Below are 24598 nucleotides of genomic sequence, written 5' to 3'. Positions count from 1 at the left end.
CCCACAAAGCCCATTCTTATTTTGGGTATCACTGTGTTCATCGCTGACCTTCTCTGCGCGGCTCGGCTGAAAGCTGTTTCCATTAGAATGTAACCGGTTACATTTGAACTGGAATTTATGCGCTGCAAGCAAGGCTGTCAAATCGATAATCCACAGTCGCAAGGATTCAAGCGCAGGCAGACCTGCGGTAAGCTCGACCGCCTTAGCGTTCAAACAAGAGGTGATTTTGTCCAATATTCGTGAAGTCGCCCGGCTCGCCGGGGTTTCAGTGGCGACCGTATCGCGCACCCTGGCATCACCCGAACGCGTGCGTCAGGCCACGCGCGACAAGGTCAACGCTGCCGTCGAACAGGTGGGTTATCGCCCTAACTTGATGGCGGTCCAATTTCGCTCGCGGCGCACCGCCAACCTGGTCATCCTGGTTCCCAAGATTGCCAACACGTTTTTCGCGCGCGTGATCAGCGGCGCGCAACAGGCGGCTCAGACTGCCGGCTATCGACTGTTGCTCTGCGATACCCAGGGCCGCGAAGACGTCGAGCGCGAATATGCCGGGCTGGTTGACGCCCATCAGGCCGATGGCGTGATTCAGTTGCGCGCCTACGATCCTTTCCCGGCCGACCGCACAGACACGCCGCCGATGATCAACGCCTGCGAGGTGATCAAGGGCGGACGCCATCCCACCATCAGCCTCGACAACCAGGCGGCTGCCCAAGCGATGACCGAGCACCTGATCGGCCTGGGGCATCGTCGGATTGGCTTGATCAAGGGCCCTCAAAGCAGCCCACTGACCCAGGACCGAGTGGCGGGCTATCAGGCGGCATTGGCGCAGGCAGGCATCCCCAGTGACCCGGCGATTATTTGCCAAGGCGACTTCAGCCTGCGCGCCGGCTATGAGGGTGCTGCCAGTCTGTTGACACTACCGGAGCGCCCTACTGCGCTGTTTTGCGAGAACGACGAAATGGCCATTGGCGCGCTCAAGCGCATCAAGGAAGCGGGCCTGCGCGTGCCTGAAGATATCTCCCTGGTGGGATTTGATGATATTCCGCTGGCGCACTACTGCGATCCGCCGCTGACCACCATTGCCCAGCCCGCCGAAGGCTTTGGGCGCAGGGCCGTGGAAATGCTGATCAACTTGATCGAGAAAAAAGCCAATCCTGAGCAGCATGTGACCCTGCCTTTTGAACTGACTGTCCGTAAAAGCGCTGCGCCCCCGACGGGATAACAGACGGTGCGGCGGCCTCCCGCAACGGAAAGGTTATACGCTGACTTGGGAGAACGTAACCACTGGGCCATATTCCTGATCGGACACTATCGCTTGGACACAAAATGTCCTTTCTGGAAATTGACTCAGCAACACCATCCTCCATGACTGAGCAACAATCCTGCAGAGCTGTTCGTACACAGCCTCTTCCACCCTATCGTTGCAGCCTCCAAAAACATCATACAGATGCATATGATTCAGAAGCTTTTCAACCGCCACCACATCCTTATTACAAGTCTCCATCCAGTTGGTGAAAGCCTCGACAGTGAATTGGCTTGCCAGAAACACCCCCGACTCATGAACAACCAGATCGGGGAATAAAACCTTGGAAAACATCAAGACATCTTCAGGATGTACAACATCACTGATAAAAAAGAACTCATCCAACTCGGACTGATCCTTCCATTGGGTCTTCCAGCGCTCGTATTTCGCAGATCTGACAGGATCTGTCGCTCTAATCACTTCCATGGCTTTTCTTCTGCTCTGATGCCGCATCAAAATCTTGTTGTTCGGGCGGGAGTCGATCGTAACGACACATTAAAAGATTATCCGTGTCGCCGCGCAAATAGCCGTCCATGACCTTGAACAGCTTGCGAGCGAGCCTGACTCAGTCCCACACACAACCATACGGAGTCGCCTCAAGCACTAAATAAAAATATATGATCTTATTATCTCTCAAAATAACATTAATTAATAATTAGCTTATTCCAAAAAAGACTTTCCCCACGGTTTTTTATAGAGATATCTTCGCTTCACAGACCGACCCCATACCTGGCGGAGGACGTATTCCCTAGCCCCCCCAGGTTGCCTACATGCCAGACATCGCACTCCCCACCGCTCTTAACAAATTTCACCTGTCACTCTTGGCAAGCTCCATGCTGATGGCCGCCGCGCCCGCCTTCGCCGAAGACGCCAAGCTCGACACCGTGACCGTGATCTCCACCGGCCTGCGTGGCCAGGAGCGCACGGTGGCCGACAGCCCGGCGCCCATCGATGTGATCAACAGCGACCAGTTGCTCAAGACCGGTCGCGCCGAGCTGTCCGAAGCAATCGCCAAGCTGCTGCCGTCGTTCAACTTCGGCACCAACATCGCCGGCTACAACTCGGTGACCCGACCGTTGAGCAACCGCAGCCTGGGCCCGGCGTACACGTTGGTGCTGGTCAACGGCAAGCGCCGCCACAACGGCGCGACGGGACAGCGCGGCTCGATCGATAACAGCGGTGCGAATGCGGTGGACATCGACCTGATCCCGGTCAGCGCGGTGGACCATATCGAAGTGCTCAAAGACAGCGCTGCCGCGCAGTACGGCTCTGACGCGGTGGCGGGTGTGATCAACATCATTCTCAAGAACACCAAGAGTGGCGGCCACCTGGAAACCAGTTACGGCCAGTTGTATTCCGGCCAGGGCGAGACCATCAAGGTGGCGGGCGACCAGGGTTTTGAACTGGGCCAGGGCGGCTTCTTCCACTTCTCGGCCGATGCGCGCAAACGCGGCAGCGCTTCCTGGAACGACAAAGCCGACCGCAGCGTGCGGGCATTCAGTGACCCCGCCAAGGAAGCGGCCTGGGACCGTGTCGCGATCAAGAACGGCGACCCGGACCTCAAGGCCTTCAACCTGGCCTACAACGCCGAACTGCCGCTGGAAGACCTGACGCTGTATTCGTTCTCCACCTACGGCGAACGCGATGCCGAGGCCGCCAACTATTTCCGCCTGCCGACCGGTACGGCCGCAGTGCCTGAAGTCTTTCCGGATGGCTACTTCCCGCTCAACAACATCAAGGATCGCGACTACCAGCTGCTGTTCGGCGGCAAGGGCCTGGTGGCCGACTGGAACTGGGACCTGAGCACCACTTACGGGCGCAATAACGTGCACCACTCCAGCGACCTCAATATCAACCCGTCGCTGGGCACGGCGTCCCCCACCAAGTTCGACAACCTGGCGACTTTCCGCTTTGAGCAATGGGTCAACAACCTGGACTTCACCCGCCGCTACGACAGCCTGTTCAACCTGACGCCACCGGTGCAGGTGTCGGCGGGCCTGGAGCATCGTTGGGAGCATTTCAGTACCTTCGCCGGCGACCGCGAGGCCTATATCACCGGCACCTACCCCGCCGCTTCCGGCGCGCAGGCCGCAGTAACGATTCGCCCTGAAGACGAAGTGAGCCTGATCCGCAATAACTACGCGGGCTACCTGGACCTGGGTTTCGACCTGACCGAGCGTTGGTTTCTCGACGTCGCCGGCCGCGTTGAACATTACGACGATGACTCGGGCAACACGTTCGGCCTGAAGCTGAATTCGCGCTACGAATTGACCGACACCGTGGCGGTGCGCGGCACCGTCGGCACCGGCTTTCGTGCACCGTCCCTGACCCAGATCGGCTACACCGTGGCCGACAACCGGGTGGCGACCGACGTGAACGGTAACGTGGTGCCGGCGGTGACCCGCCTGACGCCATCCGGCAGCAACCTGGCCAAGGCACTCGGTGGCGATGACCTCAAGCCGGAGAAATCGCGCAACCTGGGGCTGGGCCTGACCTGGCAACCGGCGCCACGCACCAGCATCACCGCCGATGCCTACCTGATCGACATCGACGACCGCATCGCCCTGACCAGCAACATTTATGACCGTGGCAACGGCGCGATCAACGCCATCCTCGCCGCCCAGGGCGTGCCCACCGGCACCTGGGTCAACTACTACACCAATGCGTTCGACACCCGCACCAAGGGCCTGGACGTGGTCGCCGACCACACCACGCCACTGGACGCCTGGGGCAGTGTGCGCTGGAGCCTGGGGTTCAACTGGAACAAGACCACCATCGAAGGCACCCGCGACACGCCCAGTGCGCTGGCCGGTTCAGGCGTGACCCTGGTGGGCCGTGACCGTGAAGGCGACCTGACCGATGCGTCACCCAAGACCAAGTGGATCCTGGGCGCCAACTGGAAGGTCGAGGACCTGGCGGTCAACCTGCAAACCGCCCGCTATGGCGCGGTCAAGACACTGGCGGTCAACCCAAGCGGCGACCGCAGCTTCGGCGCCAAATGGATCACCGACCTGGACATCAGCTACACCTTCGTCGACAGCCTCACCGTCAGCATCGGAGGTACCAACATCTTCGACGTGCGCCCCGACAAACACGCGGTGTACAGCAACCTCGGCCTGGCCGCCTACGGCAACCCGCCGTTCTACCCCGGCGGCGGCTACTGGTACACCAAGCTCGCCTATGACTTCTGATCCAAACGCCACCTGAGGGCACTCCATTGAATACCTCCAACTTGATGAGCCGTCTGCTGGCCCCCTGCGCCTTGGCGCTGAGCCTCGCCGCCTGCTCGCCCGGGACTGACACCCAGGCGGGCAAAACCCTGAACATTGCGTTTTTTGGCGACAACACCACCCTGGTCAGCGTCGACCCGTTCCAAGTGTATTGGCTGGAACACCGCGTGCTGCTGCGCAACGTTGCCGAGTCCCTCACCGACCAGGACCCGCAGACCGGCAAGATCATCCCCTGGCTGGCCAAACGCTGGGAAGTCAGTGACGACGCGCTGACCTATACCTTTCACCTGCGTGAGGACGTCACCTTCAGCAACGGCGAACGCTTCGATGCCAAGGCGGTGAAAACTGCGTTTGACAGCGACAAGGCCCTGGCGACCGAGCTGCCCGCCACCTTCGGCGCCACCTACCTGGCAGGTTACGACCATGCCGAAGTGGTCGATGACTTCACCGTCAAGCTGGTGCTGTCCAAGCCCAATGCGGGCTTCCTGCAGGCGACTTCCACCACCAACCTGGCGATCCTCGCGCCCGCCTCCTACGCACTGACGGTCAAAGAGCGTTCCTTGGGCAAGATCATCGGCACCGGGCCGTTCGTATTGGCCAGCTACACGCCGGAAGTCGGCGCACACCTGACCAAACGCAAGGGCTACGCCTGGGCCTCGGCCAATATGAAAAACCAGGGCGAAGCGCATCTGGACGCGGTAGACATCAGCTACATCCCCGAAGAAAGCGTGCGCAACGGCCTGTTCCTGCAAGGCAAGACCGACATCCTGTGGCCACGCAACCCGTTCTCGGAAGTTGACCTGAAGTTGTTTCAGTCCAAGGGCGCGACGATCCAGAGCCGTTCGTTGCCGGGCCCCGCACTCAACCTCTTCCCCAACACCCATGGCGAGCGCCTGCTGGCTGACAAACAAGTGCGCCTGGCCGTGCAAAAGTCGATTGATCGCAAGAGTTACGCCAGCACGGTGTACAACGCCGAATTCCCGGTGGTCGACGGCGTGTTTGATGTGACCACGCCGTATGTCAAAAGCCAGGCGGCCAAGCTCGGTTATGACCCGGACGGTGCAGAGCGCTTGCTGGACGAAGCCGGCTGGGCCAAGGGCGCGGATGGCTACCGGCAGAAAAACGGCAAGCGCCTGAGCCTGAGCTATAACATCAGCCCGGCCGAGACTGCTGGCGATGTGCTGATCCAGGACCAACTGCGCAAGGTCGGTATCGAGTTGAAACTCAGCGTAGTCACCCGGGCCGAATGGGTCGCCAACAACTCCGCCGGCAACTACGACCTGACCATTAATTACATGACCCGCGCCGACCCGATCATCCTGCAAACCATCCTCGATCCGCGCAGCGCCAACAGCTCAACCGTGGCCACCAACACCTACGAACCTGCGGTACTGGACAAAGCCAAGGCGTTGTTTGATGCAGGCATCACCGCCACCCAGAGCCCGCAGCGCGCAGCCGCCTATGGCGACCTGCAAGACCTGTTGATTGATGAGAGTTCGGCATTCCCGATCTACGAGCGCGTGTGGCAGGCGGCAACCTCGCCCAAGGTGAAAAACTTCCGCTGGACCGCCGAGGGTTTTGCGCTGTTGGGTGATATCGAGATCGGCACGCCATGAGCCGCTACCTGATCGGTCGGGTCGGCCAGGCGCTGCTGGTGTTGTGGGGGGCCTATAGCATCACGTACTTCATTCTCTATCTGCTGCCGGGCGACACGCTGTCATTGATGCTCAGCGCCTCGGGCATGGAAGCCGACGCGCTGTCGGTGGAAGACCTGGCAAAGGCGCGGGCCTATTACGGTTTGGACAAGGGCGTATTCGAACAGTATTTCGACCTGCTGTGGGGAGCCGTTCGAGGTGACTTCGGCCAGTCACTTTCCCTTAACCGTCCAGTGGCCGATCTGCTGGTTGAACGCCTGCCGCAAACCTTGTCGTTGGCGGGGCTGGCCATCGTCCTGTCGTTGCTGGGCGGTATTGGCCTGGCTTACCTGACCGCCTATATCCGCTGGCAACCGTTGAAGAAAGCGTTGACGCGCTTGCCGTCCCTGGGCTTTTCGGTGCCGGTGTTCTGGATGGGGCTGTTGCTGATCCAGGTGTTTGCCTTTGGCCTGGGTTGGTTTCCCGCCACCGGCAGCCGGGGTTTCGAAAGCCTGGTGCTGCCGGCCGTCACCCTGGCCATTCCCAGTGCAGCGGTGTACGCCCAGGTACTGCAACGGAGCTTCCAGGGTGTCTGGAAAGAGTCCTACATCACCACCGCCTACGCCAAGGGCCTCAGCCGGGGTCAGGTGCAGGCGCGGCATGGGTTCAAGAACGCCGCGCTGCCGATCCTGACCCTGATCGGCTTGCAGGTCGGCAATACGGTGTCCGGCGCGGTGCTGGTGGAGACCATTTTTGCGCGGTCCGGCATTGGCCGACTGGCCCAGGAGGCGGTGCTGCGCCAGGACATCCCGGTGGTACTGGCCATCGTCGCGGTGTCGGCTGCGGCCTTTGTACTGGTGAACCTGCTAGTCGATCTGCTTTACCCCTGGTTCGACCCGCGCATCTCCCACACGCCAAAGGTGTCTTAGATCATGACCATCCTTGAGCAGAACCTGTGCGGCACAGCCATCCCGGTCAGCCAACCGCTATGGCGTCGCCGCAGCCGATTGCAGCGCGCGACGAAGGTATTGTTGCCCTTGTTGCGACGACCCGGTTTCAGCCTGGCGCTGTTGCTGGTGCTCTTCGCACTGATTTCAGCCGTGGCGCCTCACGTACTGACAAGCTTTGACCCCTACGCCACCTCGCCTGTCGACAAGCTACGCGCGCCAAACCTCACCCACTGGTTTGGCACTGATGAACTGGGCCGCGACCTGTTTACCCGGGTGGTCTACGGTTCGAGCCTGTCGATGCTGGCCGCCTCGCTGGCCGTCGGCATCGCCCTGCTCGGCGGCTTGGGGCTGGGCATTCTGTCGGGCTTTGCCGGCGGGCGTATCGACTCGGTGATCATGCGCTTCGTCGATGTGCTGCTGGCCTTGCCCGGCGTGCTGTTGGCCCTGGCGATTGTCACCGCGATCGGCTTCGGCACCGTACCGGTGGCCATCGCGGTGGGCGTCGGCATCATTCCGGGGTTCGCCCGCACCACCCGCGCCGAGGTGCTGCGGGTCAAGACGTTGCCCTATGTGGAGGCCGCGCGCCTGGGCGGTGCAAGTTGGGGCCGTACGCTGCTGCGCCACATCCTGCCGAATGCCTGGGGCCCGGTGGCGGTGTTGGCGACGCTCGATTTTGGCGCTGCGATCCTGGCCACGGCGGGGCTGAGCTTCCTCGGTTTCGGCGCGGTGCCCCCCGCCGCCGAGTGGGGCACGCTGATTGCCAATGGCCGTCACTTCCTGATCACCGCCCCGTGGGTGTCGCTGCTGCCGGGCCTGTTCCTGGTGGCCGTGGTGTTCAGCCTCAACCATATCGCCCGCACCTTCGAGGAAACCCCGCGATGAATGCTTTAGTGGATGTTCGCCAACTCAGTGTCAGTTATCGGCACGGCAACACGGCGGTCAATCGCCTATCCCTGAGCATTGCCCAGGGCGAGACCGTGGCGATTGTGGGCGAGTCCGGCTCGGGCAAATCGACCCTGGCCAACGCGATCCTGGGTCTATTGCCGGAGAGTGCGCAGATCAGCGCCGGCCAACTGTGGGTAGACGGCCAGGACCTGACCCACGCCAATGAACGCCAAAAACGTGCCTTGCGCGGCCGCACTATCGGCCTGGTGCCCCAGGACCCGATGGTCAGCCTCAACCCCACGTTGCGTGTCGGCCAGCAGATCGCCGAGGCGCTGATCCTGGCCAAGGGCAAACGCTACCCCGCTGTCGATGCAGACATTGTCGAGCTGCTGCAACAGGTGGGCATCGACAAACCCGTGCTGCGCGCCCGTCAGTATCCCCATGAACTGTCCGGCGGCATGCGCCAGCGCGTGCTGATCGCCATTGCCCTGGCCGGCAACCCACGCCTGATCATCGCCGACGAGCCCACCAGCGCCCTCGACGTCACCGTGCAGCGCAAGATCCTCGACCACCTGCAACGCCTGGTCAGCGAGCGTGGAATTTCGCTGTTGATCATCACTCACGACCTGGGCGTGGCCACCGACCGCGCCGACCGGATCCTGGTGATGCAACAAGGCGAACTAGTCGAACAGGGGCCGCCACGGCAGATTCTCGATGCGCCACAACATGACTACACTCGCGCGCTGATTGCCGCCGCGCCCGCGTTTGCCAAACGTCGTGAACCGTTGGTGCGGGTTGATCCGGCACAACAGCCGATATTGCGCCTGCAAAACGTGGGCAAGACGTTTGGGCTGCCCAAGGTAAAAGGTGAGCAGTCGACTTTTGTGGCGCTTGAAGATCTCAACCTGCAGGTGTATCCCGGCCAGACCCTGGCCATTGTCGGCGAATCGGGTTCGGGCAAAAGCACTGCATTGCGCATCGCCCTGGGCTTGGAAAAGCCGAGCCATGGCCAGGTCTGGTTCGAACAGCAGGACGTCACGCACCTGAGCTGGCGCGACTTCCGCCCGCTGCGCCAGCGCCTGCAACTGGTGCAGCAAAACCCGTTCGCCGCGCTGGACCCTCGCTTCACCGTGTTCGACAGCATCGTCGAACCACTGGTCTCGTTCGGCTTGCTCAAGGGGCCGGCGTTGGAACAGGCCGCGCGGGAATTGATCAGTCGCGTACACCTGCCAGTCAGCTACCTGGACCGCCTGCCACGCGAACTGTCCGGCGGCCAATGCCAACGCGTCGCCATTGCTAGGGCGCTGGCGTTGAAGCCGGACCTGTTGCTGCTGGATGAGCCGGTCAGCGCGCTCGACGTGTCGGTGCAGGCGCACATTCTGGATTTGTTGGAAGAGCTGCAACGGGAGATGGGCATTGCCTATGTGCTGGTGTCCCATGACCTGTCGGTGGTGGCCAACTTCGCGCATGAGGTGCTGGTGTTGCGCAATGGCCGGGTAGTTGAGCAGGGTTCGGTGGAGCGGATATTCAATCGGCCGACGAGTGATTACACACGGGAGCTGATTGCTGCGATCCCGGGTCGGCACCTCACGGCAACCGCCGCCTGACCAGGGCTACAGCGGATTGGGCGGCATACGCCGGGGCATCAATCACTCGGACATGTTGCGACAGTAGCAATGGCAACTGCGCCTGCAAAAACTCCACCCACGTACGCACCTTGGCATCCAGAAAGCGCCGCGACGGGTACACCGCGAAAATACTGCGTTCGCGCAGCCGGTAATCCGGCAGCAAACGCACCAGCGAGCCGTCCTGCAACGCCTGGGAGACACTGAAAAACGGCAAAAGGCTGATGCCCATGCCCTCCTGTGTCGCCTTGACCATGGCGTCGGCCACGTTGGTCCTGAAGCTGTCACCGGGTGCAATCGCGATCTCACCTGATTCACCAGTGAACAACCAGGCATCTTCCTGGAAGTCTTGCAGATGCAGGCGCTGATGCTGCCTCAGGTGCTCCGGCTGTTCGGGGACGCCGTGCCGTTGCAGGTACCGGGGCGCAGCGCAGGGCACGCTGAACAACTGGCCGATGGTCTGGCTGACCAGCGCGGAGTCCGGTAGCGAGCGGGCAATCGAAATCACCACATCGTGGCCTTCTTCCAGCGGGTCCGGGGTGTGCTGGGAAAGTGTCAGCTCCACGCCGACGTGCGGATATCGCTCGCTGTATCGGGCGACCAGCGGGGTGATCAGCACGCCCAGGCCGCTCATGCAATGCACACGCAGACGCCCACGGGGGTTGAGGTGAGCGCCACTGGCTTCTGCCGTCGCCTCCCTGACGTCTTCCAGAATGTCACGACAGCGCAGCAGAAAACGCTCGCCCGACTCCGTCAGGCAAAGACGTCGAGTCGTGCGTTGCAGCAGGCGCGTCTGGAGGCGTTTCTCAAGCTCGGAAACCAACCGGGACACCTGTGCCCCCGACAATTCCAGGGTTTCGGCGGCCGCTGCGAAGCTGCCGCTGTCCACCACACGGGCGAATACCTGCATGCCGTTGAGCATGTCCATCAGCGTTACCCCGCGATTGCTACGTAATCCGTATGAGTCATTTACCTGCCCCTGTCTTTAACCCTGCGCGGTTCTGACTAAACTGAAACCACTGACCGAGGGCCATCGCATGAAGATCAAATTTTTCAGCCTTATCCTGCTTTTTACCGCCAGCGGTGCCTTTGCCCAAGGCAATCCCGAGAACGCTGCGCCGGATATCCAGCGCATCGTTTCCGTGACGCCCGTGCCAGGCAGTTGCCAGGTCGAGCCCGCGACCCTGGTGTACGTCGACAGCCAGGGCGTCAGCCATAGCGTGAACTACCTGGTGATGGGCACGTGCCAGGGTGGCGTTTAAAGCAGCGTCCAGGTGTAACTGAGGATCAGCCGGTTCTCGTCGATATCGCTGCGGTAGTTGGAGCGCGCCATGACGTTGCGCAACCGTATACCCAGGCCGCGCAGAGCACCGTTCTGCACGGCGTAGCCGATATCCAGGTCACGCTCGCGGTCCTTGCCCTCGTAACCGGCCCCGGTGTTCACGTTGTCGCCGGTGATGTAACGCACCGTCGTGATCAACCCTGGAAGCCCGAGTACCCCGAAGTCGTAGTCGTAGCGCACTTGCCAGGAGCGCTCGTCGGTGTAGGCAAACTCATAGGTGGGCACCTCGTTGCCCAGCGGCGTGACGTTGGCAAACACCCGTGGGAACGCGCTGTCACCGTACATCGCCTGGTAGCCGACATAGACGGTATGACCGCCCCGCCTGACCGACAGCAGCGAGAAAAACGCCTGGTTGTCGATCTTGCCGAGCAATTTATCGCCGTCCTCTCGCGCTGCGTAGTAACCCAGGTTAGCCCCCAGCACCCAATCACCCATCGGCTGGCTGTGCTTGAAGCCAAGAAAGTTCTGCGCATAGATGTCTTGCAACTGGCCGCGCCAGAGGCTGACGCTGGTGCGGTTGCCATTGAAGGCGTAGTCGCCGCCGACGTAGTTGAAGGCGTCGCTGTCGGCACTGCGCTGCGGCACGTGGCCGAGCATGGCGATCATCTTTTCGTCGCCGGCCTCATTACGCAGGCTAGTGGTGCTCAGGTGCCCGGCCTGTAGCGTGAGGCCAGCGACGTCATTGGAGCTGATGCTCACCCCTTGATAACTCGGCGGCAGCAGGCGGATATCGCTGAAGGCGAGCACCGGCAGGTTGGGCTGTAATTCACCCACTTTCAGCTCAGTCTTGGAAACCCGCGCCTTGAAGGTCAGGCCGAGGCGGCTGTAGTCATCTGCCGCACGGCCATCGTCCTTGACCGGCAACAAGCCGCTGTTGACCCGGTCCGGGCTGCTGTCGAGCTTGAGGCCCAGGGTGCCGAGCGCATCCAGGCCGAAGCTGACAGGCCCTGGTGTGTAACCGGATTTATAGGTGAGGATAAAACCCTGCCCCCACTCTTCGGCCCTGGATTGTTTGTTGGCCCCGACAATGTCGGAGAAGTCACGGCTGAAGTAATAGTTGCGGGCTTGCAAGGTGGCACTCGAGCCTTCGAAAAAGCCGCCTTCGGACGCGGTCGCCGCCAAAGGCATGCCGAGTAGGGGCAGCCAGATACGCTGTAGGGTCTGTTGATTCATGTCGGTGCTCTTTTAATTGTTGTTATCGACGGTGGCAGATCAACGCACGCCAGCAGCCTCCAGATGGCTGCGCGGCCGACGCTGACTCAGGGCGTAGGTCATCATCGCCAGCGCAGCAATCGCACCCGGAATGGCAAAGACCAGGAAGTTGAGCTGCAACGGCAGCTCCGCAGACATCAAGGCGCCGCCCAGCAATGGGCCGACGATTGCGCCGTTGCGACCGATCCCGGACGCCCAACCCAGGCCGGTGGCACGCATGGACAAACCGTAGAGCTGCGCCGCAGCGGCATACAGCAGGATTTGCGTGCCGATGGTGGTGGCGCCTGCGAGGAAGATCAGCAGGTACAGGACCGGCATCGGGCTGTTGATCCCCAGCAAGCTGATGGAAACCACACCAGTGACGAAGAAGCCGATCATCACCTTGATCAGGTTCAACCGGTCACCCAGCCAGCCTCCGACAAGCGCCCCGGCCATACCGCCCAGGTTCAATGCCACCAGGAACGACAGACTGGACCCCAGGCTGTAACCGGCGCCCGCCATCAGTTTGGGCAGCCATGAACTCAGTGCGTATACCATCAACAGACAGCAGAAAAACGCGGTCCAGACCATCGCCGTGCGCACGCCCAGCCCATGGCGAAACAGCTCCACCACCGAAGCGCCCTTGGCTTTCACTTCGTTAAGCAGCAGTTCATCACCTGCCTCGATCTGCGTACCCGGCGACAGTCGCATCAGCAACGCCCGCGCCTGCTCCTGGCGACCCTGACGCACCAGAAAACCGATGGATTCGGGCAGCCAATACACGATCAAAGGCAGCAGCAACAGAGGAATAGCCGCCGCGAAAAACATCGACGACCAGCCATAGTTGGGCAGCATGAAAATCCCGACACTGGCCGCCAACATACCACCCAGGGAATAGCCGCTGAACATCACCGCCATCAGGGTGCTGCGCAGTTTCTTCGGCGCATATTCGTTCATCAGCGCCGCCGCGTTGGGCATCAGGCCGCCGCAGCCCAGGCCCGCGATAAAACGGCAGATACCGAATTCGGTGGGACTGCTGGCAAACCCGTTGATCACCGTGGCAACGCTGAACAGCGCGAAGCACACGGCGATGCCTTTTTTGCGCCCGAACCGGTCCGCCAGGCTGCCAAACACCAGCGCGCCGAACATCATGCCGAACAGCGCATAACTGCCCAGCGCACCGGCCTGCAGCGGCGACAGACTCCATTCTTTCATGATGGACGGCAGCACCACGCCGTAGATAAACAAGTCATAGCCGTCAAAGATCAACAGCAAGGCACACAGGCCCACCACCCTCCAGTGAAAACGGCTGAAGCGGGCATTATCGATAATCGAATGAACGTCATGGGTACGCATGGCAGTGCTCTCTTTATTGTTGTTGTGAGTCAGTGTCTGCAGGGGTAATGGCGCTCAGCCCAGGTCGCCGCCTCCTACGGGCAAGGTCACGCCGGTGATGTAGGAGGCTTCGTCAGAGGCCAGGAACAGGATCGCGCCGACTTGCTCGTCAATGCTGCCGTAGCGTTTCATCGGGCTACTGTCGAGAGTCTGATCGACGATCTGTTGATACCAGACGCGTTCCTGTTCGGTTTGCGGCTGGTTGTTGCGCGGAATGCGCCGTGGCGGAGCTTCGGTGCCGCCGGGTGCCGTGGCGTTGATGCGAATGCCACGGCCGGCGGTTTCCAGGGCCAGGCAGGCGGTCAGCGCATTCACCCCGCCCTTGGCCGCCCCATAGGGCACCCGATTGATGCCGCGCGTGGCAATCGACGACACGTTGACGATGGCGCCGCTGCCCTGTTCCAGCATGTAAGGCAACACGCAGTGGCAGCACCACAGCGTGGGGAACAATGAGCGGCGCACCTCCGCTTCGATTTCCGGCTCGGCGTAGTGCTCGAAGGGTTTGGCCCAGATGGTGCCGCCGACGTTGTTGATCAGGATGTCGATGCGCTTGAAACGCGCCTTGGCCTGCGCCATCACCCGTGCGCATTCGGCGTGCTGCTCCAGGTCGGCGGTAAGGGTCAGCGCCCGCGCGTGCTGCAATTCATGCACAAGCTCCGAACGATCGACCGCCACCAGCCAGGCGCCCTCCTCCAGCAAGCGCTCGGCAACGCGCCGGCCAATGCCCTGTGCTGCGCCTGTGACCAGCGCGACCTGGTTGTTGAAACGTAGTGTCATGTGGGTTTCCTCAGGCGGCGTCGCCGGTGACGATGGCGTTGGGCGTGAACTTCTCGTAGTAGAAGCCGGCCGGGCTGACGCCCTGTTGCTTGAAGTGCTGGCGCACGGCATCCACCATCGGCGGCGGGCCGCACAGGTACACATCGACGTCACCGTGGTTAAGCAGGTCGTTCGCCATGTGCTGGGTGACATAGCCCTGGCGCGGATGGGCGGTCTGTGGGTCGGCCACACAGGTGACGACGCTCAAGTTCGGCAGGCGCTGGGCAAACGCTTGCAGCGCCTCGACCATCACCAGGTCCGCGTCACGGGTCACGCCGTAGATCAGCGTGATCGTGCGCGTCTCTTGACGCTCCGCCAGCACTTCGAGCATCGACAAAAACGGCGCCAGCCCGGTGCCACCGGCCAACAGCACCAAAGGCCGTGTCACTTCGCGCAGATAAAAGCTGCCCAGGGGGCCGGTCATCGGCACGGCGTCACCCACCTCTGCCTGTGCAAGCCAGCCGCTCATCAACCCGCCGGGCACATGCTTGATCAAGAACGAAGCGCACGTGTCGCCGGGGCGGTTGCTGAACGAATAGGAACGAGTCTGCCCGCTGCCCGGCACACCGATATTCACGTATTGGCCCGGCAGGAAAGCCGGTGCCTGGTCCAGCTCGAAACACACCTCCAGCGCCGCATCGGCGTGCGGGGTAATACGCGAGAGCGTTGCGGCGAACTGCGCAGTGCCAGTCTTGCAGGTACTGGAGGGCACCGGCACCGCTATCACGCAATTGGACTGCGGCACCATCTGGCAGGTCAGCACCTGCCGTTGCTGGGCTTCGTCCTCGCTGAGGGCGTCGTCGATGTAGTCGTCACCCAAGTCGTAGGCGCCGGTTTCACAGCGGCATTTGCAGGTGCCGCAGACACCGTCCGAGCAATCCATGGGCAGGTTGATACGTTGGCGAAAGGCCGCATCCAGGACCTTTTCACCTACCTTGCAGTCGATGAAACGGGTGACCCCATCCTCGAAGTTCAGGGCAATGGCGTACGTCATTGGGGCGTCCTCAGATGTGGTAGATGTCGATGACCTGATGGATGTAGTCGTTTTTCAGCACCACCTTCTTGCGCGTGATCAGCGGCTGTTCGCCGCGCATATCGAGGTTGTAGAACGAGGTGCCGAAGTACGTGTCCGTGGTCTTGTAGCGGTGGCTGAGGGTTTGCCAGTTGAAGCGCAACATCACGTGCTCGCCGTCGTCGGCCAGCACTTCGAGGTTGGTGATCAGGTGCGCGGTTCGCGGCTCCGGCGTACTGGCGCTGGAGCGCTCGGTCTTGATGCGGAACACGCGGTCTTCCAGGCCATCGCGGCTGGGGTAGTAGATCAGCGAGATTTCGCTTTGCGGGTCTTCGGTGAGGGTGTCGTGATCGTCCCACGCCGGCATCCAGAATTCGACCTTGGGCGAGTAGCACTCCAGCCACGCGTCCCAATGGCGATCATCCAGCAGGCGCGCTTCGCGGTAGAGAAAGTCGAGCAGGCGGTCGCGGGAGGTACTCATGACAGCACCGCCTTGTCGCTGGCAATCAGGCCCTGCTGCTCGTGCTGGATGGCGCGTTGCAGACTCTGTGCCCAATGGGCGTGCTGGCGTACGAACAGGCCTTCGTCTTCGGTCTTGATCCCGCTGAGCTGCGGCTGCATGCCCATGGCGCGGGCGTTTTCATCGGCGCCTTCGACCCACTGTTTGGCGCCACGGCTGAGGTCGTTCCACAGGGTGGTCGCGCCTTGGTAGCCGGTCTGACAGGCGCGAAATTCTTCCAGGTCATCCGGCGTACCCATGCCGCTGACGTTGAAGAAGTCTTCGTACTGGCGGATACGGGTGGCGCGCTCCTCGGCGCTTTCGCCGATGGGCGCCATGCAATAGATGGTGACTTCGGTCTTGTCGACGGCAATCGGCCGCACCACGCGGATCTGGGTGGAAAACTGGTCCATCAGGTACACGTTGGGATAGAGGCACAGGTTGCGCGTCTGGTCGACGATAAAGTCGGCGCGCTCCTGGCCCAGGCGCTCGGCGAGGGCCTCGCGGTGAGCATGCACCGGGCGTACTTCGGGGTTGAGCAGGCGCGTCCACAGCAGGATATGCCCGTGCTCGAAGGCGTAGACGCCGCCCAGGCTTTTCGACCAGCCATTGGCGTCCACGGTGCGGGTGCCTTCGCTTTCATAATTGCGGCGGCCCATGGTCGCCGAGTAATTCCAGTGCACCGAGCTGACGTGATAACCGTCGGCGCCGTTCTCGATCTGCAGCTTCCAGTTGCCGTCGTACACATAGGAGGAGCTGCCGCGCAGCACTTCCAGGCCCAAGGGCGCCTGGTCGACCATCTGGTCGATGATCACACGGGTTTCACCCAGGTAATCGCTGAGTTCCGGTACGGATTCGCTGAGGCTGCCAAACAGGAAGCCACGGTAGTTTTCGAAACGACCCAGGCGCGTCAAGTCGTGGGAGCCGTCGCAGTCGAAGCTGTCCGGGTAAGCGCCGGTCTTGGGGTCCTTCACTTTGAGCAACTTGCCGGTGTTGCTGAAGGTCCAGCCGTGGAACGGACAGGTAAACGAGCCTTTGTTGCCTTGCTTGCGCCGGCAGAGCATGGCGCCACGGTGCGCGCAGGCGTTGACCAGGCCATGCAGGGTGCCGTGTTTATCGCGAGTGATGACCACCGGTTGGCGGCCGATCCAGGTGGTGAAGTAGTCGTTGATCTCGGGCACCTGGCTTTCGTGCGCCAGGTAGATCCAACCGCCTTCGAAGATGTGTTTGATCTCCAGTGCGAACAGGTCAGGGTCGGTAAAGATGTCGCGGCGGCAGCGGAACACCCCGGTGGCGGGATCTTCCTGGACGGATTCGCCGAGTTGCCGGGCGAGGCGGTCGAGCGTGCTGATCATGGGGTAGGCCCTCGGTTGTTCTTGTATCAGGCGCCTTCACTGTAGGGGCACGCTCCACTCCTCAATATCCGTTGGCTGCAAAACGTTATCCGCCGGGCGCAGGCTGTCAGCGCTGGCGTTTCCAGGTCTGCGACGGCAATTCGCCGAAGCGTTTGCGGTAGGCCTCGGAAAAGCGCCCCAAATGCACGAAGCCATGATCCAGCGCAACTTCGGTCACGCTACGAGCCGAGGGCAATTGCAAGCGCGCGTGCACGCGCTCCAACTTGCGTTGACGCACGTAGTCGCGCGGAGACAGGCCGACCTGACGTTCAAACAGGGTATAGAGCGAACGCTCGCTGACCTTGGCGGTGGCCATCAGTTGTTCGACGCTGATGTCTTCGGTCAGGTGTTCCTCGATGAACTGGCGCACCGCTTCGAAACCACCGCCTTGAGCCGCTTGCGGGGCAACGCGCAACACGTTGCTGGCCAACAGCGCCAAGAGTTTATTCGCCACGATGCGTTCATACAGGCCTTGTACTTCGCACTCGGCGGCGTTTTCAGCCTCATGGCAGATCAGCCCCAATAGTTGCAGGAACCCACTCATCTCACTCAGCGCATGCCGCGCCGTGGCGAAACGGATGCCCTGTTGCGGAAGCGTCCAACGCTGTTCCAGGCAGGCGTTCTCCAGTAGGCGCACCGGCAACTTGATGATGAATTTCTCGCAGTCGGCGGAATAGGTCAGGTCCACCGGGTCATCCGGGTTGATCAGCAGGATCTCACCGGGTTGGAAGACCTGCTCTACCCCACGGGCATTGGAGCGGCAGTGACCGCTCAGCAGGATTTGCAGGTGATAGATGGTTTGCAGCGCATCCGACGTCACTCGCACCGGCGCACCGTAGCTGATCCGGCACAGGTCCAGGCTGGAAAAGGTGCGGTGGCTGATGCTCGCCTGTGGCCGCCCACGAGGTGGCAGGCGAATACAGTGGCTGCCGACATGCTGGTTGACGTAGTCGGAGACCGCATAGGCATCGGCACGTTGGAAAATCTGGCTGCGCTCACTCAATAGCACGGTCATGGTTGCGCCTCTTTTATAGTTATAGGGTTCAAGCTGACGCTTGGCGGTGCAAGGCGTCCAATATGGATAAGGTCTCAAGGAATACTCAGCGGGTATGGAACCCACGCGAACCGCCTTCTACCGCGCTATTGGCGGGCGCTGGATCTTCAGTTTGATTTATTCCGAAACAATCTTGAGGTGTCCTGCACCGGCCAGACCCTGAGCGGCGCAATCAGGTTCCTTACCGGTACGGCAAAAGACTTTTGCCATTAATCTCATTGATAGCCTGCTAACGAAACCCCCATGCTAGAGGGCTAATCCCGCGCTTATATCATTCCGAATGATAGTTACCTTTGCTTCATTCGATTCGTGACATAGCACATCGCCGCGCATGATCCGCCCATCTCAAATACATTGGCGGATGCACCTCATGGAACAGTCACTCAAACATTTGCGCTTCCCCCTGGCGATCCTGGCCGTGGTGGTGATGAGCGCGTGCGGCAAGACCCCGGACCAAGCGGCCGCCATGCCAGCTGCCAAAGTCAGTGTGGCCAAGGTGCTGGAACAACCGGTCAACGAGTGGGATGAGTTCACTGGTCGCCTTGAAGCCCCGGAAACCGTGCAGATTCGTCCGCGCGTGTCTGGCCAGATTGACCAAGTCGCTTTCACCGAAGGCGCTTTGGTCAAGAAAGGCGACCTGCTGTTCCAGATCGACCCACGTCCGTTCCAGGCTGAAGTGCGTCGCCTTGAAGCCCAGTTGCAACAAACCCGCGCCGCGGCCACCCGCAGCGATAACGAAGCTCAACGCGGCGAGCGCCTGCGCCAGAGCAATGCGATTTCCGCCGAACTGGCCGACTCGCGTACCACCGCCGCCCAGGAAGCCCGCGCCGCTGTCGCCGGGATCCAGGCGCAGTTGGACCTGGCCAAGCTGAACCTGAGCTTCACCCGCGTCACGTCGCCGATCAGCGGCCGTGTCAGCCGTGCCGAAATCACTGCCGGCAACCTGGTGACCGCCGATGTCACCGCGCTGACCAGCGTGGTCTCCACCGACAAGGTCTACGCCTACTTCGATGCCGATGAGCGCGTGTTCCTCAAGTACACCGAACTGGCTCGCCAAGGCCGTCGCGGTGCGACCACCCCGGTTTACCTGGGCCTGTCCAACGAAACCGGTAACCCGCACCTGGGCCAGATGAACTTCGTCGACAACCAGGTCAACCCGGCCACCGGCACCATCCGGGGTCGCGCCGTGTTCGATAACAGCAAGGGCGAATACACCCCTGGCCTGTACGCCCGCCTGAAGCTGGTCGGCAGCGGCACCTACTCCGCCGTGCTGATCAACGACGAAGCCGTCGGCACCGACCTCGGCAAGAAGTTCGTGCTGGTGATGGAAGGCGACAAGCCCGCGTATCGCTCGGTAGAACTGGGGCCGAAAATCGAAGGTTTGCGCATCGTGCGCAGCGGCCTCAATAAAGAAGACACCATCATCGTCAAGGGCCTGCAACGCGTGCGCCCAGGATCGCCGGTCGCTCCGGAAACCATTCCGATGGCCAGCAAGGAAACCCTCGCCGCCTTGGCCCAACAACGACAAGCGCTTGAAGCCAGCAACCTGGAACAAGTGGCGCCGGATAAAGCCGCGCCCAAACTTGCCAGCGCTGCGACTCCACGCGGTTAAGGGATACGACTCAAGATGAATTTTTCCAAGTTCTTCATTTCGCGGCCGATCTTCGCAGCAGTGCTTTCGCTGCTGATCCTGATCGCCGGCGCAATCTCGCTGTTCCAACTGCCGATCAGCGAATACCCGGAAGTGGTGCCGCCGACCGTCGTGGTCCGTGCCAACTTCCCGGGCGCCAACCCCAAAGTCATCGGTGAAACCGTGGCCGCTCCGCTGGAGCAGGCGATCACCGGCGTCGAGAACATGCTGTACATGTCCTCGCAGTCGACCGCCGACGGCAAGCTGACCCTGACCATCACCTTCGCCCTGGGTACCGACCTGGACAACGCGCAGGTGCAAGTGCAAAACCGCGTGACCCGGACTCAGCCGAAACTGCCTGAAGAAGTGACGCGCATCGGTATCACCGTGGACAAGGCCTCCCCCGACCTGACCATGGTGGTGCACTTGACCTCCCCGGATCAGCGCTACGACATGCTTTACCTGTCCAACTACGCCTTGCTTAACGTGAAGGATGAGCTGGCACGGCTGGGCGGTGTAGGCGACGTGCAACTGTTCGGTATGGGCGACTACTCCCTGCGGGTGTGGCTGGACCCGAACAAGACCGCTTCGCGCAACCTGACGGCCACCGATGTGGTGACCGCGATCCGTGAGCAAAACCGTCAAGTGGCCGCCGGTGCCCTGGGTGCGCAACCTGCACCGACCGCCACCGCATTCCAGTTGTCGGTGAACACCCAAGGTCGCCTGGTGACCGAGGAAGAGTTCGAGAACATCATTATTCGCTCCGGCGATAACGGTGAAATCACCCGCCTCAAAGACATCGCACGGGTGGAGCTGGGCTCCAGCCAATACGCCCTGCGTTCGTTGCTGAACAATCAGCCGGCCGTGGCGATCCCGATCTTCCAGCGCCCAGGCTCCAACGCGATCGAGATCTCCAACGAAGTGCGCGGCAAGATGGAAGAGCTGAAAAAGAGCTTCCCGCAAGGCATGGACTACAGCATCGTCTATGACCCGACCATCTTCGTGCGCGGCTCCATCGAGGCAGTGGTGCATACCCTTTTCGAAGCGCTGATCCTGGTGGTGTTGGTGGTGATCCTGTTCCTGCAGACCTGGCGCGCCTCGATCATTCCGTTGGTGGCGGTGCCGGTATCGTTGATCGGTACGTTTGCGGTGATGCACCTGTTCGGCTTCTCGCTCAACGCGCTATCGCTGTTCGGCCTGGTACTGGCCATCGGTATCGTGGTGGACGACGCCATCGTGGTGGTGGAGAACGTCGAGCGGAACATCGAGCTGGGCCTGGAACCGTTCCCGGCCACTGAAAAAGCCATGAGCGAAGTGACCGGCCCGATCATCGCGACCGCGTTGGTGCTGTGTGCGGTGTTCATCCCGGCTGCATTCATCAGCGGCTTGACCGGACAGTTCTATAAACAGTTCGCTCTGACTATTGCGATCTCGACGGTGATCTCGGCGTTCAACTCACTGACCTTGTCCCCTGCCCTGGCCGCTGTGTTGCTGCGCAGCCATGACGCGCCGAAGGATCGTTTCTCCAAGGTTCTCGACAAGCTCTTCGGTGGCTGGTTGTTCAAACCGTTCAACCGTTTCTTTGACAAAGCCAGCCACGGCTACGTCGGCACCGTGCGTCGGGTCATTCGCGGCAGTGGTATCGCGTTGTTCCTGTATGCCGGCTTGATGGTGCTGACCTGGTTCGGTTTTGCCCACACGCCGACCGGTTTCGTACCGGCCCAGGACAAGCAATACCTGGTGGCCTTCGCCCAATTGCCGGACGCCGCAAGCCTGGACCGCACCGAAGACGTGATCAAGCGCATGTCCGACATCGCGCTGAAACAACCGGGCGTAGAAAGCGCCGTAGCCTTCCCTGGCCTGTCGATCAACGGTTTCACCAACAGCCCGAACAGCGGCATTGTGTTCGTGACCTTGAAACCGTTCGACGAGCGTAAAGACTCGAGCATGTCGGCCGGTGCGATTGCCGGCGCGTTGAATGGTAAATACAGCGAGATCCAGGAAGCCTACATGGCGATCTTCCCACCGCCGCCGGTACAGGGCCTGGGTACGATTGGTGGTTTCCGCCTGCAGATCGAAGACCGTGGCAACCTGGGTTACGACGAGCTGTACAAAGAAGTGCAGAACATCATCACCAAGAGCCGCACCACGCCGGAGCTGTTCGGCCTGTTCACCAGCTACACGGTCAACGTGCCACAGGTCGATGCCGCCATCGACCGTGAAAAGGCCAAGACCCACGGCGTGGCGATCAGCGACATCTTCGACACCCTGCAGATCTACCTTGGCTCGCTGTATGCCAACGACTTCAACCGCTTCGGCCGGACTTACCAGGTCAACGTACAGGCTGAGCAACAGTTCCGCCTGGATGAAGACCAGATCGGCCAGCTGAAAGTGCGCAACAACAAAGGCGAGATGATCCCGCTGGCGACCTTCATCAAGGTCAGCGATACCTCGGGGCCGGACCGCGTGATGCACTACAACGGCTTCATCACCGCTGAAATCAACGGCAACGCTGCACCGGGCTACAGCTCGGGCCAGGCAGAAGCGGCGATCGAGAAACTGCTGAAAGAAGAACTGCCCAACGGCATGACCTACGAGTGGACTGACCTGACCTATCAGCAAATCCTCTCGGGCAACACCGCCCTGTTCGTGTTCCCGCTCTGCGTACTGCTGGCGTTCCTGGTACTGGCCGCCCAATACGAAAGCTGGAGCCTGCCATTGGCGGTGATCCTGATCGTACCGATGACCCTGCTGTCGGCAATTACCGGGGTGATCATCTCGGGCGGCGACAACAACATCTTCACCCAGATCGGCTTGATCGTACTGGTGGGCCTGGCGTGTAAGAACGCGATTCTGATCGTCGAGTTCGCCAAGGACAAACAGGCAGAAGGCCTCGACCCGCTCGCTGCGGTACTGGAAGCCTGCCGCCTGCGTCTGCGGCCGATCCTGATGACCTCCTTCGCCTTCATCATGGGTGTGGTGCCACTGGTGCTGTCTAGCGGTGCCGGTGCCGAGATGCGTCATGCCATGGGTGTGGCGGTGTTCTCCGGGATGATCGGTGTGACCTTCTTCGGTCTGTTGCTGACGCCAGTGTTCTACGTACTGATCCGTCGCTATGTGGAGCGCCAAGAGGCACGCAAAGCGGCCAAGGCCTTGAAGCTGGAGACACAGCAATGAGTGTGAAAGTATTTTTGCCGAGCTTGCTGGTACTGGCGCTGAGCGCCTGTGCCGTGGGCCCGGACTACAAAGCCCAGACACCGGAGGCGGCCAATATCACGGCCGCTGCCGATGCCAAAACGTATGACCACGCCAAGTTCGAAGGCATCTGGTGGCAGCAGTTCGAAGACCCGACCCTCAACCAGTTGGTGACCCAATCGCTGCAAGGCAACCGTGATTTGCGCGTCGCTTTTGCCCGTCTGCGGGCGGCCCGCGCGATTCGCGATGACGCCAGCAACGACGCCATGCCGACCATCACCAGCCGGGTCAGCAGCGACCAGGGCAAAGGCCAGATTCCAGGCCAGACCACCAGTCGCGTCAAGACCGAGCGTTACGACCTCGGTCTGGACATGGCTTGGGAACTGGACCTGTTTGGTCGCATCCAGCGCAACCTGGAAGCCACCGACGCCGACCAGCAGGCTGCCGAGGCTGACTTGTACCAACTGCAAGTCACCATGATTGCCGAATTGGTGGATGCCTACGGTCAACTGCGGGGTGCGCAACTGCGTGAACGCATTGCCCTGGACAACCTGAAGAACCAGCAGGAATCGCGCACCATCACCGTCAGCCTGCGGGATGCCGGTGTCGGCGACCAACTTGACGTGGAGCGTGCTGACGCACGCCTCGCGGCCGTCGAAGCCAGCGTGCCGCAACTGCAGGCCGAGCAAGTGCGCGAGCGTAACCGCATCGCCACCCTCCTCGGCCAGCGTCCAGACAAGCTGACCGTCGACCTGGGCCCGAAAGACCTGCCGGCGATTGCCAAGGCGTTGCCAATTGGCGATCCAGGGCAACTGCTGCAACGTCGCCCGGACATCCTCAGCGCCGAACGCAAACTGGCTGCCGCCACCGCGCGTATCGGCGTGGCCAAGGCCGACCTGTTCCCACGGGTCAGCCTAAGCGGCTTCCTTGGCTTTACCGCCGGGCGTGGCTCGCAGATCGGCTCGTCCGCCGCGAATGCCTGGGCCCTGGGCCCAAGCATCACCTGGGCAGCCTTCGACCTGGGCAGCGTGCGCGCCCGTTTGCGCGGCGCCGATGCCGAGGCAGATGGCGCCCTGGCGACCTACGAGCAACAAGTATTGTTAGCCCTGGAAGAGTCCGAGAACGCCTTCAGCGACTACGGCAAGCGTCAGCAACGTTTGGTTTCGCTGATCCGCCAAAGCGAATCCAGCCGCGCCGCCGCCGACCTGGCAGCGATCCGCTACCGCGAAGGCACCGTGGACTTCCTGGTATTGCTCGACGCGCAACGTGAGCGCTTGGCCGCCGAAGACTCCCAGGCCCAGGCCGAAGTGGACCTGTATCGCGGCATTGTTGCGATCTACAAGGCCCTGGGTGGTGGTTGGAAGCCGGATACGGTGGTCGCCAGCGCCAAGTGATGTAAAGAGCTCCTTTGGTTGGTCGCATCCAGCCAATTTTTTGCCCCGT

General features: G+C 61.4%; 20 protein-coding genes. 10 read left to right on the top strand and 10 right to left on the bottom strand.

What is annotated here, in order from left to right:
* A partial coding sequence (locus HX812_RS32015) for a hypothetical protein (protein WP_218643588.1) occupies positions 1–234 on the bottom strand: 234 nt, incomplete at its 3' end.
* Here HX812_RS32015 and HX812_RS23395 point away from each other — a divergent pair.
* The gene (locus tag HX812_RS23395) at positions 227–1222 is read left to right on the top strand and encodes a LacI family DNA-binding transcriptional regulator (RefSeq protein WP_038850476.1); all 996 of its coding nucleotides are present in this window, start codon (positions 227–229) and stop codon (positions 1220–1222) included. The two genes, HX812_RS32015 and HX812_RS23395, sit on opposite strands and share 8 nt — an antisense overlap.
* A gap of 33 nt (positions 1223–1255) precedes the next feature.
* Here HX812_RS23395 and HX812_RS23390 read toward each other — a convergent pair whose 3' ends face one another.
* Positions 1256–1729, bottom strand: coding sequence for a hypothetical protein (locus HX812_RS23390; protein ID WP_038850475.1), 474 nt, complete (start codon positions 1727–1729; stop codon positions 1256–1258).
* Between the two features lie 344 nt (positions 1730–2073).
* Between HX812_RS23390 and HX812_RS23385 the strand changes: the two genes are divergently transcribed.
* Genes HX812_RS23385 through HX812_RS23365 form a run of 5 tightly spaced genes read left to right on the top strand, consistent with a single transcriptional unit; the run spans position 2074 to position 9609 of the window.
* On the top strand, positions 2074–4494 hold the full coding sequence (locus tag HX812_RS23385; RefSeq protein ID WP_038850474.1) for a TonB-dependent siderophore receptor: 2421 nt from the start codon (positions 2074–2076) through the stop codon (positions 4492–4494).
* 44 nt (positions 4495–4538) lie between these two features.
* Positions 4539–6149: an ABC transporter substrate-binding protein gene (locus tag HX812_RS23380; protein WP_038850473.1), complete on the top strand. Its 1611-nt coding sequence runs from the start codon at positions 4539–4541 to the stop codon at positions 6147–6149.
* Positions 6146–7096, top strand: a complete 951-nt coding sequence (locus HX812_RS23375) for an ABC transporter permease (RefSeq protein WP_038850471.1) — start codon at positions 6146–6148, stop codon at positions 7094–7096. The genes HX812_RS23380 and HX812_RS23375 overlap by 4 nt, the downstream gene beginning before the upstream one ends.
* Before the next feature lie 3 nt (positions 7097–7099).
* A complete protein-coding gene (locus tag HX812_RS23370; protein WP_038850469.1) occupies positions 7100–7999 on the top strand; it encodes an ABC transporter permease in 900 nt (299 codons plus the stop codon).
* Positions 7996–9609, top strand: coding sequence for an ABC transporter ATP-binding protein (locus tag HX812_RS23365; protein WP_038850468.1), 1614 nt, complete (start codon positions 7996–7998; stop codon positions 9607–9609). Before HX812_RS23370 ends, HX812_RS23365 begins: the two co-directional genes overlap by 4 nt.
* Here the strand turns inward: HX812_RS23365 and HX812_RS23360 are convergent.
* Positions 9590–10555 (bottom strand): LysR family transcriptional regulator, encoded by a 966-nt coding sequence (locus HX812_RS23360; protein ID WP_038850466.1) that lies wholly within the window; start codon positions 10553–10555, stop codon positions 9590–9592. The genes HX812_RS23365 and HX812_RS23360 overlap by 20 nt on opposite strands.
* Before the next feature lie 109 nt (positions 10556–10664).
* Here HX812_RS23360 and HX812_RS23355 point away from each other — a divergent pair, with 109 nt between their 5' ends.
* Positions 10665–10889 (top strand): DUF2790 domain-containing protein, encoded by a 225-nt coding sequence (locus tag HX812_RS23355; protein WP_038850465.1) that lies wholly within the window; start codon positions 10665–10667, stop codon positions 10887–10889.
* On the opposite strand, the gene HX812_RS23350 is transcribed toward HX812_RS23355, so the two are convergent.
* The 7 genes from HX812_RS23350 to HX812_RS23320 all read right to left on the bottom strand — a co-directional run bounded on the left by HX812_RS23350 (position 10886) and on the right by HX812_RS23320 (position 18291).
* Positions 10886–12142, bottom strand: a complete 1257-nt coding sequence (locus HX812_RS23350) for an OprD family porin (protein WP_038850464.1) — start codon at positions 12140–12142, stop codon at positions 10886–10888. The two genes, HX812_RS23355 and HX812_RS23350, sit on opposite strands and share 4 nt — an antisense overlap.
* Positions 12143–12181: 39 nt before the next feature.
* Positions 12182–13516 (bottom strand): MFS transporter, encoded by a 1335-nt coding sequence (locus HX812_RS23345; protein ID WP_038850463.1) that lies wholly within the window; start codon positions 13514–13516, stop codon positions 12182–12184.
* 54 nt (positions 13517–13570) lie between these two features.
* Positions 13571–14332 (bottom strand): 1,6-dihydroxycyclohexa-2,4-diene-1-carboxylate dehydrogenase, encoded by a 762-nt coding sequence (locus tag HX812_RS23340; RefSeq protein ID WP_038850462.1) that lies wholly within the window; start codon positions 14330–14332, stop codon positions 13571–13573.
* Between the two features lie 10 nt (positions 14333–14342).
* Entirely contained in the window at positions 14343–15365 is a 1023-nt protein-coding gene (benC, locus tag HX812_RS23335) for a benzoate 1,2-dioxygenase electron transfer component BenC (protein WP_038850461.1), read from the bottom strand.
* Between the two features lie 10 nt (positions 15366–15375).
* Complete coding sequence (gene benB / locus HX812_RS23330; protein WP_038850460.1) at positions 15376–15864, bottom strand: benzoate 1,2-dioxygenase small subunit; 489 nt, start codon at positions 15862–15864, stop codon at positions 15376–15378.
* A complete protein-coding gene (locus tag HX812_RS23325) occupies positions 15861–17237 on the bottom strand; it encodes a Rieske 2Fe-2S domain-containing protein (protein WP_038850458.1) in 1377 nt (458 codons plus the stop codon). Before HX812_RS23325 ends, benB begins: the two co-directional genes overlap by 4 nt.
* 106 nt (positions 17238–17343) lie before the next feature.
* Positions 17344–18291: an AraC family transcriptional regulator gene (locus HX812_RS23320; protein WP_038850457.1), complete on the bottom strand. Its 948-nt coding sequence runs from the start codon at positions 18289–18291 to the stop codon at positions 17344–17346.
* 409 nt (positions 18292–18700) lie between these two features.
* On the opposite strand from HX812_RS23320, the gene mexE reads away from it, so the two are divergent.
* From mexE to HX812_RS23305, 3 genes are read left to right on the top strand one after another with little or no spacing between them, the layout of a single operon-like run.
* The gene (gene mexE, locus HX812_RS23315; RefSeq protein ID WP_033901191.1) at positions 18701–19942 is read left to right on the top strand and encodes a multidrug efflux RND transporter periplasmic adaptor subunit MexE; all 1242 of its coding nucleotides are present in this window, start codon (positions 18701–18703) and stop codon (positions 19940–19942) included.
* 15 nt (positions 19943–19957) lie between these two features.
* On the top strand, positions 19958–23137 hold the full coding sequence (locus HX812_RS23310) for an efflux RND transporter permease subunit (protein ID WP_038850455.1): 3180 nt from the start codon (positions 19958–19960) through the stop codon (positions 23135–23137).
* Positions 23134–24549, top strand: a complete 1416-nt coding sequence (locus HX812_RS23305) for an efflux transporter outer membrane subunit (RefSeq protein WP_038850453.1) — start codon at positions 23134–23136, stop codon at positions 24547–24549. The genes HX812_RS23310 and HX812_RS23305 overlap by 4 nt, the downstream gene beginning before the upstream one ends.
* Positions 24550–24598: the final 49 nt, after the last annotated feature.

The sequence above is a fragment of the Pseudomonas sp. IPO3749 genome, assembly GCF_013386605.1.
In the GTDB taxonomy this organism is placed as follows: Bacteria; Pseudomonadota; Gammaproteobacteria; order Pseudomonadales; family Pseudomonadaceae; genus Aquipseudomonas; species Aquipseudomonas azotoformans_A.
This window is presented reverse-complemented; position numbering and strand designations above follow the sequence as displayed.